Raw genomic sequence first — 13,877 nt, 5'->3', positions numbered from 1 at the left:
CAAAGAAGTCGGCGCCAATCTCGTCGCAATTGCCGCCGATTGGGACGTGTTCGGCTCGGTCGTAGACCATGCCGTTTAGCGCGCGCCCTGCTCCATTTTTCGTTCTGCGGACGACCGCTCGAGTCGCGCCAGGACGTCAGTTGGTGTCGGACGCTCTCCTTCCTGATACGCTCGTGACGGCGATGCCGTAAAAGACATGCGGCGACACTTCGAGCACGGGGAGCTCCTGGGGCTTCATGGAGCCGATCTCCCACCAGTCCATGTGCTTCTGCAGAAGCGACCAGGCCCGCATCCTTTCGCTTTGCCACACTCCGCTGGGACTAAACACCTAGGGTTCAACCATGAAAGCAATGTACATTCCCGCACCGAAGTGTCCCTGCTCGTTGCAGAACAGCACGTATTTGCCGGCCTTAAGGGTCAAGGTGGTATTTCGCGACTTGCCCGGATGCACATCGCCGAGCTCTTTGAGGCCCTTGAACTTGTCTTCATCGACGCGCGCGCCGCTTGCATCCATTGGAAAATCCGCGGGGGCAAGGTCCGTCTTGACGAGCAGAAGTTCGTGATCTTCGTCGGTGGAGACGTTCTTTACCTGGAACTGAACTTTGCCCGGTTTGACGTGATCAGTGCTTAGGGTAACGCCTTGCGAGCCATCTGGTTTGTTCCACAGTTCCGCCTTAACCACGGTCTGGCCCAAGGCGTAGGCCGGAACGGCAACGGCAACGGCAAAGAAGAACGCGACCACAGCGGGCCCAATTGGAGATGATCTGATCATTGACGTAGTCCCCTTTTAGCCCTGCGCACCAATCGCCAAAGCAAGACCACAGTATAGCCAACCGGTGAGGACGCGGGTTGATCTGGATCAAAGTCCTGGTTTTGGTCAGTTTCGGCGAGGAAGCGCTTTGTTATGTCAACGGCGGAGCAAAATCAGGCCAATTGGCGGCGCTTACCAGGGCTTCGATGAGTTTCTCGGCTTTTTTCTTGCTGATGCCACCGAACGCCTTGGAAAGCGAAGTGCCACCCTTGAACACAAGGGTGGCCGTATCTTTCTGCTGCAGGCCGAAAAGCCGCTTCAAGGTCCAGCAGACCCAGAAGTCTTTTTCTATGATCGTATTGGTGACGCCTCGGCCAGCACCCGTCTCGCCAAAGAGGGCCGCCCGATCATCGGCAGGAAGAAGAGCAACCTTATCCATCGATCTCACCCGATGCTGCGTTGGCGATCGAGACGAGCGTCGGCCGCATCCATGCGGGGGCCTGGATCGCATTGGATGCAAGCGTCTTCTTGTCGCTGGCCGACAGCCGACGCGACGCGATCTGCCCAACGTCGGCGGCACGTATTGCCCCGACGTGACGAAGGGCCTGTACGACGGTGCCTGCAGCACTGCCCGGAGCAATAAGGTGCTTGGGCGAAGCGTGGCGCAGATCCACGACGCGCTTACCGAGTACGACACGGCGGGAGGGGCCATTGGTCAGATAGGTGCTCTTTGCCGGGACCTGTGTTGATAGGCCAAGGGCATTCGCCGCACGCGCGCCGGCAATCTGCACCTGGGATCCGGTCTCCCGCGCCAACGCTTTCGCCACATCGTCAGGCGTCGGCGAAAGGGCCCCAAGTTGCGGATGAACCTTCGGGAAATCGTACAGTCCTCGCGCCAAGCGGCGGAGTTTCCCATTCTTGGCCAACCGGGAAAGGGCTTGGTCGACCGTCGCCCGCGCGGCCACGTCCAAAAAGTCACTGGGTGTGAAGACGCCGCCACGCCCGCTGGCACGGGCGCGCTTCATGATTCGGTCTGGAACTGATGCCGTGAGCGTTTTCATGTGTCAGAAAATAGGCTATATTTTTCTGACATTCAAGCCCTCAGATAGTCGTCGAGATGCTGATCGTCATAGTGTATAAACGCGAACGAACAAAACGCTGCGAAGGGTAATCGAGCGTCACGATGAAGACGGGAGACTTTCAATGAAAGCTGGTGGATCCGCCCCTTCATCGACCGGATCACCCGCCTCGGAGTCTTCCCCGACAGACATGGCCGCATGAACCATTTTGTAGCCGTCGAGGTAGCTCTGATATGGACCGGTATAGCCGACCTCGTGGAACATGATGTGTGAGACAAGTTCGCGGACGAACACGATCTTTGGCCAAAAGTCACCTTCTGGCGCAGGGTGCGAATGCACCTCAGCGGACATCGCCCAGCCAGGTCGTTGGCCGGCGATGCGCCGGCGCGAGCGGGTGATGGTCAGCTTGGGTGGGTGTGCGGATATCGCGAGTGGCGTCGTCGGGGACGAGGTCCTCGAGATGCACAAGCTCGCCGTCGATCCACAACGAGGCACAGGCATCGGCAAACTGGGATCGTTCGAGGAAGCCGGCGCCAACCGGCGAGCGGGCAATGCGCGCATCGAGACGCGCCAATGCGATGCCGGCGCGGAAGGCCGGCTCCATCCGGGTACGTGGGGCAAAATCGGTGGCAGCATTTCGGCGACCGCCCATAGAAAGTGTGCATAACCCGGCGCGTAGAACCCTATTGGTCGGCGCAGGGATTCCTAAGACCGGGCAAATCATGATTCGGTCCGGGGATGGCAAAGAAACGGCTCCCCTCCCCCGAGCATGCCGACACGCTTTCACTGAATGCGTTGCGCAGTCTGGTGACGGTAAATAACGGCGCTGTGGCCGAAAAGTCGGCGCGACAATCCGAACGTAAGGGCATTCGATGCGTTTCTCGTCTAGCTTTCCCCGGATCCAGCGCCGTGGGATTGCATTCGCCCTCGCGTGAACCATTGGCTGCTGTCATAGGCGTGACGGTCAGGACAATGCCGATCGCAGCTAGATCGGCGCGATCGAGCTTTTTCTGTTCAGATCAAACGCCTTGATGGGAAATGAACTGCTGACATATCAGTTGAATTCAAACATATACTTTTTGAATGGGGCGTAACGCAAGGTGGATCGGGCAACACTGCTTTTTGCCTCGTTTAAGCAATATGGAGGTAGTCATCGTGCGTCGAACGATCATAGCCGTTTACCTCGCCGGTGCGGGAACGTTTCTGCCCAGTTGCACAAGCTTTCCCGCGGCCAACAAAGATGCTCCTCGTCGAGAGCAGGCAACAATAGCGAAGGCGAATCTTGCTCGAGATGTAAAAGCTTGCAGCAGCACACCGAATTTCGAAGGAATGCTTCGTACGAAATGTTACTGAGGAACTTGAGTCGCACCCGAGATTCAAAGCAAGCGCGTTCCATATACGCTCGCCTGCGCGCCGGAGGTAATCGCGAAACACAGCGATCCTCGGCACATGTTTTTTTCAACAAATTGATTACGCGACTTTTAATCGAAACGACACACTGAAGATATGCGTCCAGTCCACGATCACCGCCGACAGGGGGAGGACACGTTGGCAGCTGCTCATTGAGGATGAGTTGGCTTGTCGCGGCCAGGTCCGTTTACGCCGCCGTTTACCGGAACATTCAACCTCCAACGAAAGAGGTTCTTGGTGGGCGAGTTAATGTCGGCGCGTTGAGGCTGTTCGGGATGCGAGGAACGATCCTGCCAGCTTAGGCAGGCGCCCCGCCGATTGGATGAAAACATGATCGCGCCTGGCGAGCGCGATTCTGCCTTATGGACTAACGGGGAAGCGGACCTAAACCGGTACCTCGTCGAGGATGCATCCTGTGCCGCGGTTTGGATGGCTGCAAACACAGAAAAGTCTTAGGATCGATCAGATCCGCGCACCCCCCGTCGCATCGATCATCTGGCCCGTCGTCCAGCGCGCATGGTTCGATGCGAGGAAAGCGATAACGTCAGCGACGTCCTCCGCCCGGCCGACACGTGAGAAGACCGAGAGCGCTTCGGCGCCGGCGCGCGCGTCCGGCGATGCCAGCCACTCGGCATTCATATCCGTCTCCGTCACACCCGGAAGCACCGCATTGACCGTAATCCCCCGAGTTGCAAATTCAGGTGCCAGTGCCAGTGTCAATGTCTCCAGCGCCCCCTTGGAGGCCGCATAGGCAGGATGTGTCGGCGCAGCGATCCGCGTAAACCCAGTGGAGATATTAATGATGCGGCCGTTGTCGCGGATGTGGTCCGCCACTGCCTGGATCAGGAAGAACGGCGCCTTATAGTTAATCGTCATCACCTCGTCGAAAGCTGCTTCGCTCGTCTGCTCCAACGGTAACGCCGGCGCGATACCCGCATTGTTCACCAGAATGTCCAGAGCGGATGAGCCCGTCTCTATACGCGCGGCTTCGCTGAACTGGGCCCAGAGGTTATCGGCCGCGTCCTTGCCGTGTCTGAGATCGGCTTTCACAGCGACAGCCTTGACGCCAAGCGCCCCAATGTCGCGTACCGTGGCATTAGCGGCATCCGCGTTGGCGGTGTAGTGCACACCAATCAACGCGGCACCCTCCCTCGCAAACGCAAGGGCGGCCGCCCGGCCGATACCGCGCGAGCTTCCGGTAATGAGGGCTATCTTGTTTGCTAGTCTTTGGGACATGGACCACTCCGTTGCTAAATTAAATAGTGACCCCTATAATAAGAGCAGAAAACCCTCTGTCAACGCATTTAATAGGGACCACTATTTTAATGGAAAAGCCCGTCCGCAAACGAGGCAGACCGCCCGCGCTCGATCGCGACGTTGGGCTCGACATCGCGGCACGGCTGTTCTGGGAACGCGGCTACGAAGGAACCTCGACCGCAGATCTCACGAAGGCCATGGGGATCAATCCGCCGACTCTTTATTCGATGTTCGGATCAAAGGAGGAATTGTACCGTCAGGCGCTCGACTTCAGCATTGCCCGTGAAACCAGCCGACGGTCGGAAATCCTCCAATCTAATCTTCCAGTTTATGAAGCCCTGAGCCGTTACCTTTACGATATCGCTGACGGTGACACCCAACCGGACAAGCCGCGAGGTTGCATGGTATCGACAGCCGTGCTGCAGCATGCGGAAGAAAATGCATCCGTCGCGCGGATGACGGCAGCATTGCGCGAGGCGTCGATCAAAACCGTGAAAGCCCGCTTTGACCGCGCCGTTGAGGAAAGCGAATTGCCGGCGCAAACCGATACCGATACGCTCGCGCGCTTCTACGGTGCAATTATCCAGGGCATGTCCGCACAGGCCTGCGATGGCGCCTGCAATGCGCTGCTGAAGCGGCTGATTGATGTCGCACTCACGGCTTGGCCTGGGAAGTGTAGTACCTAACGGGAGTTCGGCCGAAGACACGTGAACCGTTACGGGCTTACCGCAAGCGTCGCAGAACTTTATCGGTGGTTCGCCCAGGGCGCCTTGAATGGACATGAACCCGCGACCCCGCCGTTCAGCCGCTGTATTCCAATTTGACAATCACAGCGCATGGCTCGGCGGATAGCGCTGCCAATATCTTGTTGCTGCGCCGCAGCATTGGTGATTTGATAGTTCTGTCGCTAAACTCTTTGCTGGGTAAATCAAGTTGTTGAACGGCCATGCTCAAAAACACGTGATCCTAATTGTAGAAGAGAACCGGGGCATCCGCGCGGAAGCGGTAGTTGCGTGTAAAGGGTCCGGCTATGGGACAGCCGAGGCATCCAATGGCGCAGATGCGCTGGAGATCTTGGAAATGCGGGACGACATCAGTCTCGTGTTCACATCCGTTAATATGAAAGGCCCAATAGATGGTGTCCAACTCGCGGTGCGCGTTCATGCAAGATGGCCAAAGCTAGCGATTGTTATGACGTCCGGGGTCGTAAATCTGCGACAGTCGTTGCTACCGCACCGCTTTAGATTTGTCAGGAAGCCGTACGCTACCAAGCCCCTAATGACATGCTTCAAGCTCCTTATTGAATCCGAACATCGAGAAGAAGTCTCGTCGCCACAACGGAGTCCGCAAAGCGCGTACACTTTACGAGCGCCGTTTCCCTGGCCTATGTCTGAGATAGTCTGACGGCCGGGAAATCATCATGAAACTTCAGATCAAGCATCGAACGACCTATCGTTACTTGCGGCCAGTCGGGCTGCTTGCGCACCGCCTGATCCTGTCGCCCAGGACCGACCAACAGCTTCGGACCTTGTCTTTCAGCATTGACTGTTCTGCGAACGGGTCGATCGACTGGTCGAAGGACGTTTTCGGCAACACGGTCGCGACGGTAACGTTTTCTGAACGGACCTGCGAACTGACGATCTCCAGTGCTGCCGTTGTCGAGCAGACCGCCGACCCGTGGCCGGTCTTCAATATAGACATCTCGGCGCATGCCTATCCCTTCACCTACTCGACCGAAGACGAGACCGACCTCGGGGCGTTTGCTGCCGCGACCTCTCCTGGTAGTCGTGTGGCGGATTGGGCCCGAGCGTTCGCGGGCAGCCGCCCGACCGACACGCTTTCGCTCCTGAAAGACATCAATACCGGCATTCTGACAGATGTCAGCTATCGCATCCGAGACGAGGAAGGCACACAGTCGCCGCAACAAACACTGGAGCAGGCCAGTGGCTCATGCAGGGACGTCGCAGCGCTTTTCATTGAAGCTGTTCGTTGCTTAGGGTTCGGTGCGCGTGCTGTCTCCGGTTACATCTACGACCCGCGGGCATCTGTCGACGACGGCGGATCGACACATGCCTGGGCGGAAGTCTATCTTCCGGGAGCCGGTTGGATTGCGTTTGATCCCACCCATCGACGAGTGGGAGAAGCATGTCTTATTCCCGTAGCGTTTGCCCGCAACAATGGACAGATCATGCCTGTTACCGGCGGATATACGGGAATGCCGGACGATTTCCTGGATTTGGACGTGTCGGTCAAGGTGGTCGAGACACGAGAATAGCGGCAGATGACGTTCGCCTGCTCTACTTAGTCAGTTCGTCTTTGCCGGCGTCACCACCGAAGTCTGCGTGCAGACGACGATGCGCGAAGCAAACGACCGCGGCTATGAATGCCTGCTCGCCGAGGAGGCGACGGAAAGCTATTTCCCCGAATTCAAAGCTGCAGCCATCGCCATGATCCATGATCCGCGCGCAGGGCGCTATCGTCGGCTGGACCGCCCGTGTCGACGACATTCTAGAAAGCTCGCTCATGCATGAAACCACGCGCGAACCTCTGACATCAGGCGGCTGTCAGGCGGTCGTTTCCCACCAGGCTACAATTAATTGCGCCACACGAACGATCGCTGTGGATGCTATGTCGGAAGATTCCACGGATTCACGAGTGCAACTCCCGTGCCTTCGAAATCTTTGATGTTGCGCGTGACCAGCGTCATACGGCGGGTGAAGGCTGTCGCTGCAATATAAGCGTCATTGATCGGTTTGGGGTTGGGCACATGCCATCGGGCCGCCTGAACTGCCACCGCCTCGTCCAGAGGCAGGATTCGGCCGGAAAACGCAGTGAGAACGGTATTTTCCAGCCAGTTCCGAAGCGCCTTCCCGGCGGCGGCATCATTACGCTCCACCAGCCGAACGCCAATCTCCAGTTCGTGCAGGACGACAGATGAAATGAAGGTCTGGGCCGGATCGACGGTTTCGTTCCAGACCACGACATTGGGATCAGCCTTGCCGCTCGCGACCTTGCGCAGTTCGGACACGACATTGGTATCGAGCAACATCATCAGGATAGGTCGACCGGCTGGGCATGTTCCGTGCGCTGCGGGAGCGGCAAGTCAACGTCTTCTGCACCTGGCGCCGCCAGCATGTCACCGAGCGTCCGCATTTTGCCTGTAAGCAGCTTGTACTCCTCGAATGACAGGAGAACATGCGCAGGCCGTCCCCTGTCGGTGATGATGACAGGCCCAGACTTGGTGGCGCGCTTTGCGCGGCCAAGATCCTGATTGAGTTCTCGGCCTGACAGCGTGGTGATGGTCATGGCCAGCCTCCAGCATTTCGTGGTTACGTAACCACATTTAATCCGCATAAATCGGAATTGCAAGATGCAGCGGCTCGCGGGGCAGCGATCGCAAGCTGCGCGACTGACAGTCGGCAGGCGTAAAGCGCTCGAGGAAAGCGTCGCTCGACCGGAAGAAGCCGCCGGCATCATCGCAGAAGATCAACTCGTGCCCGCCAGTCGGGCGGAACTTCAGCGGCATCACATTCGTCGCAACAGTCTTTCGATCACCGCCCGGCGAAGCGTGTCGGTCTCGCGATGAATCTTCTGGCGGTAGAGCGTATGCCGGAATTCAGCAACTATAGCCGGATCGGAAGTGCTCAGCGCGACGCCCCGCTCGGTGGTCGCGACGTCCACGTCAGGATGTAGATAAGAGAAGCGTGCGATCGCTTCATCGAGATAGGGCCGAAAGATCGGCGCAATGTCTATAGTCACGAATGTCATTCCGAACGAGCAACCAGGAGATGCGAATATAGCCGGGTTGCGACGATTCCAGAATCTTATCGCGAGAGTTGATCCAGACTTTTTTGGGCTTTGCTTCAACGAGATATGAAAGCGCCGGGAATTCGACCCGGATGCAGGTTTCGCATCTTGGATAGTAAACCTGGTGGTGTATATTTGCATCTCGGCGAGGGCGACGGCAGCATGGGGATGAAGGCAGGATACGCGACGCTGCTGTTTGCATATATGCTCTTAGCAGTGTCGGCGGCGGAATCGTTCGCGGATATCCGACCGGTTCGCGACGTTCAGAAGGCGTTGGCGGGACAAGGGTTCGACGCGGGGGTGCCAGACGGCATCTGGGGAACAAAATCCATTTCCGCGTTGAAGGGATTTCAACGCGCTCATGATCTCATCCCGACTGGCGTCATCACCCAAGATTCGTTATGGACGCTCTTTCCGTCTATCGCCACCTCCACACCGCCTCCTGCAGCCAATGCGCAGGATGCCGTCCCCGCACCTGCCGTGCAGACGTCCACGTCGGAAAGATCGTCGTCCGAACCAACGAAACTGCCGATACGCGAGGCACAGGTGACGCCCGCTGCCTCCGCGCCGAGCCCGACAGCGGACAAGAAAGGCGATGGGTCGAGCTACTTCATTGTCATGCTCATTTTTTTCGGCGTGTTCGTGTTCTTGTGGGGAAGATCGAGGAAGGCGCCCATCGCCAATGGACGGCGTCGAGCATCGCGCTGAGACTTCGCCTCTCGGCGTCATTTTGGTCAGCGGGAGGCGCGATGCTCTACGATCTATGCGGGCCTATTCAAGGACGAGCGACGCCTCACCCCTCGAAACTCCACCTGCCCCACGAAAGCGGAGCGCAAGGAGCGGGGCAGTCGGTCCAGCTTCCCCTTCGGGCCACTATGATGAAGCTCCTGCGGCTGCCCTGGTTTCCGCTCATTGCGCGTCGAGAATTCCCGGAATCCCGGCCGCTGGCCGGCGCTATGCTTATTTCTCCGATACTCTTCATTTCCAGGATCAGCCCAAGGCGACATGACCGCGGAGGACCGGGCCTTCCTCAAAGCGAACGGGCACGCCTTCGATAAAGTCGGCGACCTAGCTTACAACGCGTTCAGTTATCGCGGCGGGTCTGGACGATTTCGTCGAGAACGTAACCGTCCTGGTCGACGGCACGCCACAGCCAATGCTTTCGACCGTCGATGGAAGTCACCACCTCGTCCAGATGCCAGATATCTTTCTGCGACGGCTTCGTTCTGCGCAGTTGCTTTGCGTAGGCCGGGCCAAATTTGCGGCCACATCGCCGGATCGTTTCATAAGAAACGACGATGCCGCGCTCCAGGAGCATTTCCTCGACCAGCCGCAGGCTCAAAGGGAACCGGAAATACAGCCACACCGCACGGCCGATGATCTGCGGTGGAAAGCGGTGGTTCTTGTAGCTGATCGTCGACGTGCTCATCTAGCCGGCTCTATCTGCCAACCGTTAAGCCAACGACAACGTGACAACGCCCTTGAGAAACCCCGATGCCTCATCGGGCAGCAAAGCTCTGCCGGGGCACGGCCGGAAAAACTCATCTGTTCCTCGATAGCCAGGCGCAGGTTCTGCATCAGGTGGAAGCGATCAGCCACTTGATGCGCTTGCGGCGCCCCTTCGCGAGCAGCCTGCGCGTAAAGTCCGCATCGATCTCTGCTATCAACCTCGATAGAGGGATGCTGCGTCAACCATCCTGCAACGCTCGTTACGCTTCGGTCGGCGAGAACGTCCAAAACCGTGCGCCGTTCAAGATCGACGATTATCGTGCCGTAGCGCCACGACTTCCGCCAGCCCCAGTCATCTATGCCGACCACGCGAGCCGGGGTGTCGTCTTTGGCATGCGCGGCACACCGCTTCAAATGTCGAAGGATGGTATCGTCGCTGATGGGCATCCCGAGCCGTTGCATCAATCGCTCGCCGGGGCGGCCGCCAGCATTATGGCCAAGCATGCCCACTATCTCCGCGACCCTGGTTGTCCGACGGGCATAGGGGGCGGCAATCGCTGGGATGCGGTCAGTGAAAGTCCGCCGTTTGCAGAGCCGATATGTGCAACGCCACCGGCTCAACTGGAGCTTCACCGCCACGACTTTGCCCTGGATTGGGAGGTCTTGAAGACTGCGGTGTGACCATCCGTGTCTATTTCTGCTTTGGCATCCGCAATCAGGGCAAATCCCGGACGGCACCCCGCAGGCGGACAAAATCCAATTGCCATCCTCGCTGGGTAAAACATCTTGCACTTTGATACCCGGACCGGGCGACCATTTTGATTTCGTTCGCATGGCTAGCCCGTACCGGCATCGCCGCTAACAGCCGGTGAACCGCCACACAAATTGAGAAGACCCTTTTTTATTGGGATTTTTCGCAAAATTGGTCGGCGCCATTCCGGTCGCCGGCATCGATCCAACTATTGACCGTCAATCACCCTTTTGCCGCATCCCTCCAGGCGCGCTCGAACGGCAGGCGCCAGGCGTGCGGGGCAATGAGTTGGTGGATCGACTTCGGCCCCCAGCCGCCCTGGTCGTAGAGGCGTACGGGCGGCGGGTTATCGAGGAGAGGTTGGGAAACCTCCCAGAGCCGCTCAATACCCTCGGCCGTAGTGAACAGCGTGTGGTCACCGCGCATGGCGTCGAGGATCAGACGCTCGTAGGCCTCCAGAACTTCGCCAATCAGGCCGGTTTCGCTCATGGCGAATTGCAGCGAGAGCTTGTCGAGCCGGAAGCCCGGGCCAGGGCGCTTGCCATAGAAGGAAAGCGAGACCTTGGAGGCATCAGCGAGGTCGAAGGTGAGGTGGTCAGGGCCCTGTGCCCCCACGCCAGATCCCGCAGGGAACATCGATTTCGGGGGCTCGCGGAATGCGATCGAAATAATGCGCTGCCCCTCGGCCATGCGCTTGCCTGTACGCAGGTAGAAGGGAACGCCGGCCCAGCGCCAGTTGTCGATGGCGCATTTTAGGGCGATGAAGGTGTCAGTGTCGCTTTCGGGATCGACGCCAGGCTCATTGCGGTAGCCAATGTATTGACCGCGCACCACGTCGCGCGGCTCAATCGGCAACATGGAGCGGAACACCTTGTTCTTTTCTTCCGAGATTGGCGCAGGCTCAAGGGCGGTGGGCGGCTCCATCGCCATGAAGGCGAGGATCTGGAAGAGGTGGGTCACCACCATGTCACGATAGGCGCCGGTGGTCTCGTAAAAGGCGGCGCGAGTCGAAAGGCCGAGCGTCTCCGGGACGTCGATCTGCACATGGTCGATGAAGTTGCGGTTCCAGATTGGTTCGAACAGGCCATTGGCAAATCGGAAGGCCAGGATGTTTTGCGCCGGCTCCTTGCCGAGGAAATGGTCGATGCGGAAGATCTGCTTCTCGTCGAACACCTCGTGCAGCTTCTTGTTTAGTGCAACGGCACTGGCAAGATCCGTGCCGAAGGGCTTTTCCATAATGATACGGGAGCGTTCAGTCAGCTCAGCTTGGGCGAGGAGTTGCACGGCCAGAAGGGCAGCACTTGGTGGCACGGATAAATAATGCACGCGCCGCGTCTCGGCGCCCAGTGCTTCCTCGGCCCTATCGACCGCTTCCTTGAGAGCATTGGCGCCGGCAGCGAGCGGGACGTAGTCGAGTGATGCGGCAAACGCTTCCCATTCGGACTGCGAGAACTTGCGAGTCAAGAACTTGTCCAGCGAGTCACGGGCAATGGTGCGGAAGGCATCGGCGTCGATGTCGTCGAGCGAGACGCCGATAATGCGGCACCCTGGGATGAAGCCCGCATTGGTGAGGTGGAACAGCCCGGTCAGTAGCTTGCGCCGTGAGAGATCGCCCGTTGCGCCGACGAGCACAACGACCTGTGGATAGCCGGGGCCAACCCGAGTTGAATTCTTGCGCAAAACACTCATCCTCAAGTCTTCCGTTGTCCCTTGGGGATGGAGGTCGACCCCAGCTCCGCGCTGCCGCGAAGCGGCTATCTTCGTGCGTGATGCCATGACGTTGAAGCTCACCCCTCTAAGGTTAAATAGAGGCATGGATTGCCTAGCGGAGCAAGGGGCGGCAGTAGCGTCCCGAAGTGCCCCGTCTTAGCTACTTCGGTCGCTCGCTTGTCGACTTTCTTGATAGCAAGGTCTTGAACACCTCATTCAGTAAGATGACCCTCCTCAGAGGCGCAGGGCGGTCATTGACAGCAAATCCAAAGCTGACGCTCGGGGGCTTCGATATCAGTTGCCTTTGAATTCCGTTTGTCAAAGATCGAGTTCTGCAGTCACGGCAGCGTGCCATGCGAAGGTGACGCCTTCGCCAGCCGGCCAAACCGTCGAACCTTGCTGTTTACGAGCATCAGCGTGCCAATCAGCCCACGCGCCGGCGTTGTCACGTTGTCGTTGGCTTAACGGTTGGCAGATAGAGCCGGCTAGATGAGCACGTCGACGATCAGCTACAAGAACCACCGCTTTCCACCGCAGATCATCGGCCGTGCGGTGTGGCTGTATTTCCGGTTCCCTTTGAGCCTGCAGCTGGTCGAGGAAATGCTCCTGGAGCGCGGCATCGTCGTTTCTTATGAAACGATCCGGCGATGGGGCCGCAAATTTGGCCCGGCCTACGCAAAGCAACTGCGCAGAAAGAAACCGTCGCAGAAAGATATCTGGCATCTGGACGAGGTGGTGATTTCCATCGGCGGTCGAAAGCATTGGCTGTGGCGTGCCGTCAACCAGGACGGTTACGTTCTCGACGAAATCGTCCAGACCCGCCGCGATATCAAGGCTGCCAGGCGACTGCTGCTCAGACTGCTGAAGAAGCAAGGTCTGACGCCGAAGCGCATCATCACCGACAAACTGCGCTCCTACGGCGCCGCAAAACGGAATGTCATGCCCAGTATCGAACATCGATCACACAAGGGCCTGAACAATCGGGCGGAGAGTTCTCATCTGCCATTGCGAAAGCGAGAACGGATGATGCAGGGATTTCGATCGGTCGGCGGTTTGCAACGCTTCGTCGCGATCTTTTCTGCAGTCCGAAATCTCTTCGTCGCGCCGCACCAAAAACGCTCCGCTCTGGCCACCCACATCCATCGTATCGACGCTATGGCGCAGTGGAAAGCTGCGACAGCCGCCGGTGCCTGATTACGCAGATACACACCTCATTCTTGGCAGTGGAGAAACAACGTGACAACGCCGGGCAGTTACATGACGGGCGCGGTAATCGCGGTAACGGGTGGCGAAATCATGATCTGAAAGGACCACGCCTGAAGGTTTCCGAAAGTGGAAAACAAGAGTGGCACCTTGCCATCTTGCAGCGAGTGGCACGAGCAAACCTATGTTGGCGCATTAAAAATACGGACACTCGATTGGCTCTTGCGCAGCACCTGATTACAAGCGCCGGTGAAGTGCTTTCTGCGCCAAGCTTATATGTGCCTGCGGAAAGAAACACTTTTGCCGTGTGTAAGAGATTGGACGGGAGTGATCCGGTAGTTTCATTGGGCAGTCGATCGAGTTCAAAATTCTTTCCTCATGTCAGAAGCCATAAGACTAGGGTGAAGTTCTGGCGGGCTGCCAAGCCTGTGGCGCTGCGAGACGGACGAGAACCGTCGAT

At 58.1% G+C, this 13,877-nt stretch carries 13 protein-coding genes and 7 pseudogenes; 6 read left to right on the top strand and 14 right to left on the bottom strand.

Translation table 11 applies throughout. From position 1 onward, the window contains the following. Positions 1 to 136: 136 nt before the first annotated feature. The 7 genes and pseudogenes from J3O30_RS25120 to J3O30_RS25090 form a co-directional block, all read right to left on the bottom strand. Positions 137 to 304: pseudogene (locus tag J3O30_RS25120) on the bottom strand (pyridoxamine 5'-phosphate oxidase family protein); the annotation flags it as partial. A 24-nt stretch (positions 305 to 328) separates the two neighbouring features. Then, on the bottom strand, positions 329 to 772 hold the full coding sequence (locus tag J3O30_RS25115; RefSeq protein WP_207584497.1) for a plastocyanin/azurin family copper-binding protein: 444 nt from the start codon (positions 770 to 772) through the stop codon (positions 329 to 331). A gap of 172 nt (positions 773 to 944) precedes the next feature. Further along, positions 945 to 1,190, bottom strand: a pseudogene (locus tag J3O30_RS25110) (nucleotidyl transferase AbiEii/AbiGii toxin family protein); the annotation flags it as partial. Continuing rightward, a complete protein-coding gene (locus J3O30_RS25105) occupies positions 1,183 to 1,776 on the bottom strand; it encodes a DUF6088 family protein (protein WP_207584496.1) in 594 nt (197 codons plus the stop codon). The pseudogene J3O30_RS25110 and the gene J3O30_RS25105, both read right to left, overlap by 8 nt. 153 nt (positions 1,777 to 1,929) lie before the next feature. Next, positions 1,930 to 2,181: a hypothetical protein gene (locus tag J3O30_RS25100; protein WP_207585204.1), complete on the bottom strand. Its 252-nt coding sequence runs from the start codon at positions 2,179 to 2,181 to the stop codon at positions 1,930 to 1,932. Then, positions 2,176 to 2,482: pseudogene (locus J3O30_RS25095) on the bottom strand (hypothetical protein); the annotation flags it as partial. The gene J3O30_RS25100 and the pseudogene J3O30_RS25095, both read right to left, overlap by 6 nt. A gap of 1,220 nt (positions 2,483 to 3,702) precedes the next feature. Continuing rightward, positions 3,703 to 4,476 carry an SDR family oxidoreductase gene (locus J3O30_RS25090; protein ID WP_207584495.1) on the bottom strand — a complete coding sequence of 258 codons (774 nt, stop codon included), beginning with the start codon at positions 4,474 to 4,476 and terminating at the stop codon, positions 3,703 to 3,705. An 89-nt stretch (positions 4,477 to 4,565) separates the two neighbouring features. Here J3O30_RS25090 and J3O30_RS25085 point away from each other — a divergent pair, with 89 nt between their 5' ends. The 4 genes and pseudogenes from J3O30_RS25085 to J3O30_RS25070 form a co-directional block, all read left to right on the top strand. Further along, positions 4,566 to 5,183 carry a TetR/AcrR family transcriptional regulator gene (locus J3O30_RS25085; protein WP_207584494.1) on the top strand — a complete coding sequence of 206 codons (618 nt, stop codon included), beginning with the start codon at positions 4,566 to 4,568 and terminating at the stop codon, positions 5,181 to 5,183. Positions 5,184 to 5,457: 274 nt separating this feature from the next. Beyond that, the gene (locus tag J3O30_RS25080) at positions 5,458 to 5,901 is read left to right on the top strand and encodes a response regulator (RefSeq protein ID WP_246762870.1); all 444 of its coding nucleotides are present in this window, start codon (positions 5,458 to 5,460) and stop codon (positions 5,899 to 5,901) included. 16 nt (positions 5,902 to 5,917) lie between these two features. Next, complete coding sequence (locus tag J3O30_RS25075; RefSeq protein ID WP_207584493.1) at positions 5,918 to 6,772, top strand: transglutaminase family protein; 855 nt, start codon at positions 5,918 to 5,920, stop codon at positions 6,770 to 6,772. Between the two features lie 37 nt (positions 6,773 to 6,809). Continuing rightward, positions 6,810 to 7,011, top strand: a pseudogene (locus J3O30_RS25070) (isochorismatase family protein); the annotation flags it as partial. A 112-nt stretch (positions 7,012 to 7,123) separates the two neighbouring features. On the opposite strand, the gene J3O30_RS25065 reads toward J3O30_RS25070, so the two are convergent. From J3O30_RS25065 to J3O30_RS25050, 4 genes are read right to left on the bottom strand one after another with little or no spacing between them, the layout of a single operon-like run. Then, positions 7,124 to 7,549, bottom strand: a complete 426-nt coding sequence (locus J3O30_RS25065) for a type II toxin-antitoxin system VapC family toxin (RefSeq protein WP_207584492.1) — start codon at positions 7,547 to 7,549, stop codon at positions 7,124 to 7,126. Beyond that, positions 7,549 to 7,803, bottom strand: coding sequence for a type II toxin-antitoxin system Phd/YefM family antitoxin (locus J3O30_RS25060; RefSeq protein WP_207584491.1), 255 nt, complete (start codon positions 7,801 to 7,803; stop codon positions 7,549 to 7,551). Before J3O30_RS25060 ends, J3O30_RS25065 begins: the two co-directional genes overlap by 1 nt. A gap of 37 nt (positions 7,804 to 7,840) precedes the next feature. Next, positions 7,841 to 8,023, bottom strand: a complete 183-nt coding sequence (locus tag J3O30_RS25055) for a hypothetical protein (protein WP_207585203.1) — start codon at positions 8,021 to 8,023, stop codon at positions 7,841 to 7,843. Next, entirely contained in the window at positions 8,023 to 8,256 is a 234-nt protein-coding gene (locus tag J3O30_RS25050; protein WP_207584490.1) for a hypothetical protein, read from the bottom strand. Before J3O30_RS25050 ends, J3O30_RS25055 begins: the two co-directional genes overlap by 1 nt. A 156-nt stretch (positions 8,257 to 8,412) precedes the next feature. On the opposite strand from J3O30_RS25050, the gene J3O30_RS25045 reads away from it, so the two are divergent. Continuing rightward, positions 8,413 to 9,012, top strand: a complete 600-nt coding sequence (locus J3O30_RS25045) for a peptidoglycan-binding domain-containing protein (RefSeq protein WP_207584489.1) — start codon at positions 8,413 to 8,415, stop codon at positions 9,010 to 9,012. A 382-nt stretch (positions 9,013 to 9,394) separates the two neighbouring features. Here J3O30_RS25045 and J3O30_RS25040 read toward each other — a convergent pair. From J3O30_RS25040 to zwf, 3 genes and pseudogenes are all read right to left on the bottom strand, one after another. Next, a pseudogene (locus tag J3O30_RS25040) lies at positions 9,395 to 9,780 on the bottom strand (IS6 family transposase); the annotation flags it as partial. A gap of 19 nt (positions 9,781 to 9,799) precedes the next feature. Then, positions 9,800 to 10,509: pseudogene (locus J3O30_RS25035) on the bottom strand (ISL3 family transposase); the annotation flags it as partial. A 217-nt stretch (positions 10,510 to 10,726) separates the two neighbouring features. After that, complete coding sequence (zwf, locus tag J3O30_RS25030) at positions 10,727 to 12,193, bottom strand: glucose-6-phosphate dehydrogenase (protein ID WP_018494277.1); 1,467 nt, start codon at positions 12,191 to 12,193, stop codon at positions 10,727 to 10,729. Positions 12,194 to 12,656: 463 nt separating this feature from the next. Between zwf and J3O30_RS25025 the strand changes: the two are divergent. Then, positions 12,657 to 13,408: pseudogene (locus tag J3O30_RS25025) on the top strand (IS6 family transposase). Positions 13,409 to 13,877 lie beyond the last annotated feature (469 nt).

This window comes from Rhizobium sp. NZLR1 (assembly GCF_017357385.1).
Lineage (GTDB): Bacteria > Pseudomonadota > Alphaproteobacteria > Rhizobiales > Rhizobiaceae > Rhizobium.
This window is presented reverse-complemented; position numbering and strand designations above follow the sequence as displayed.

What these genes read in the sequence shown, in the direction of transcription:
- J3O30_RS25115 (WP_207584497.1), bottom strand. Translation starts at nt 772, where the DNA reads ATGATCAGATCATCTCCAATTGGGCCCGCTGTGGTCGCGTTCTTCTTT.
- J3O30_RS25105 (WP_207584496.1), bottom strand. Translation starts at nt 1,776, where the DNA reads ATGAAGCGCGCCCGTGCCAGCGGGCGTGGCGGCGTCTTCACACCCAGT.
- J3O30_RS25100 (WP_207585204.1), bottom strand. Translation starts at nt 2,181, where the DNA reads ATGTCCGCTGAGGTGCATTCGCACCCTGCGCCAGAAGGTGACTTTTGG.
- J3O30_RS25090 (WP_207584495.1), bottom strand. Translation starts at nt 4,476, where the DNA reads ATGTCCCAAAGACTAGCAAACAAGATAGCCCTCATTACCGGAAGCTCG.
- J3O30_RS25085 (WP_207584494.1), top strand. Translation starts at nt 4,566, where the DNA reads ATGGAAAAGCCCGTCCGCAAACGAGGCAGACCGCCCGCGCTCGATCGC.
- J3O30_RS25075 (WP_207584493.1), top strand. Translation starts at nt 5,918, where the DNA reads ATGAAACTTCAGATCAAGCATCGAACGACCTATCGTTACTTGCGGCCA.
- J3O30_RS25065 (WP_207584492.1), bottom strand. Translation starts at nt 7,549, where the DNA reads ATGATGTTGCTCGATACCAATGTCGTGTCCGAACTGCGCAAGGTCGCG.
- J3O30_RS25060 (WP_207584491.1), bottom strand. Translation starts at nt 7,803, where the DNA reads ATGACCATCACCACGCTGTCAGGCCGAGAACTCAATCAGGATCTTGGC.
- J3O30_RS25055 (WP_207585203.1), bottom strand. Translation starts at nt 8,023, where the DNA reads ATGCCGCTGAAGTTCCGCCCGACTGGCGGGCACGAGTTGATCTTCTGC.
- zwf (WP_018494277.1), bottom strand. Translation starts at nt 12,193, where the DNA reads ATGAGTGTTTTGCGCAAGAATTCAACTCGGGTTGGCCCCGGCTATCCA.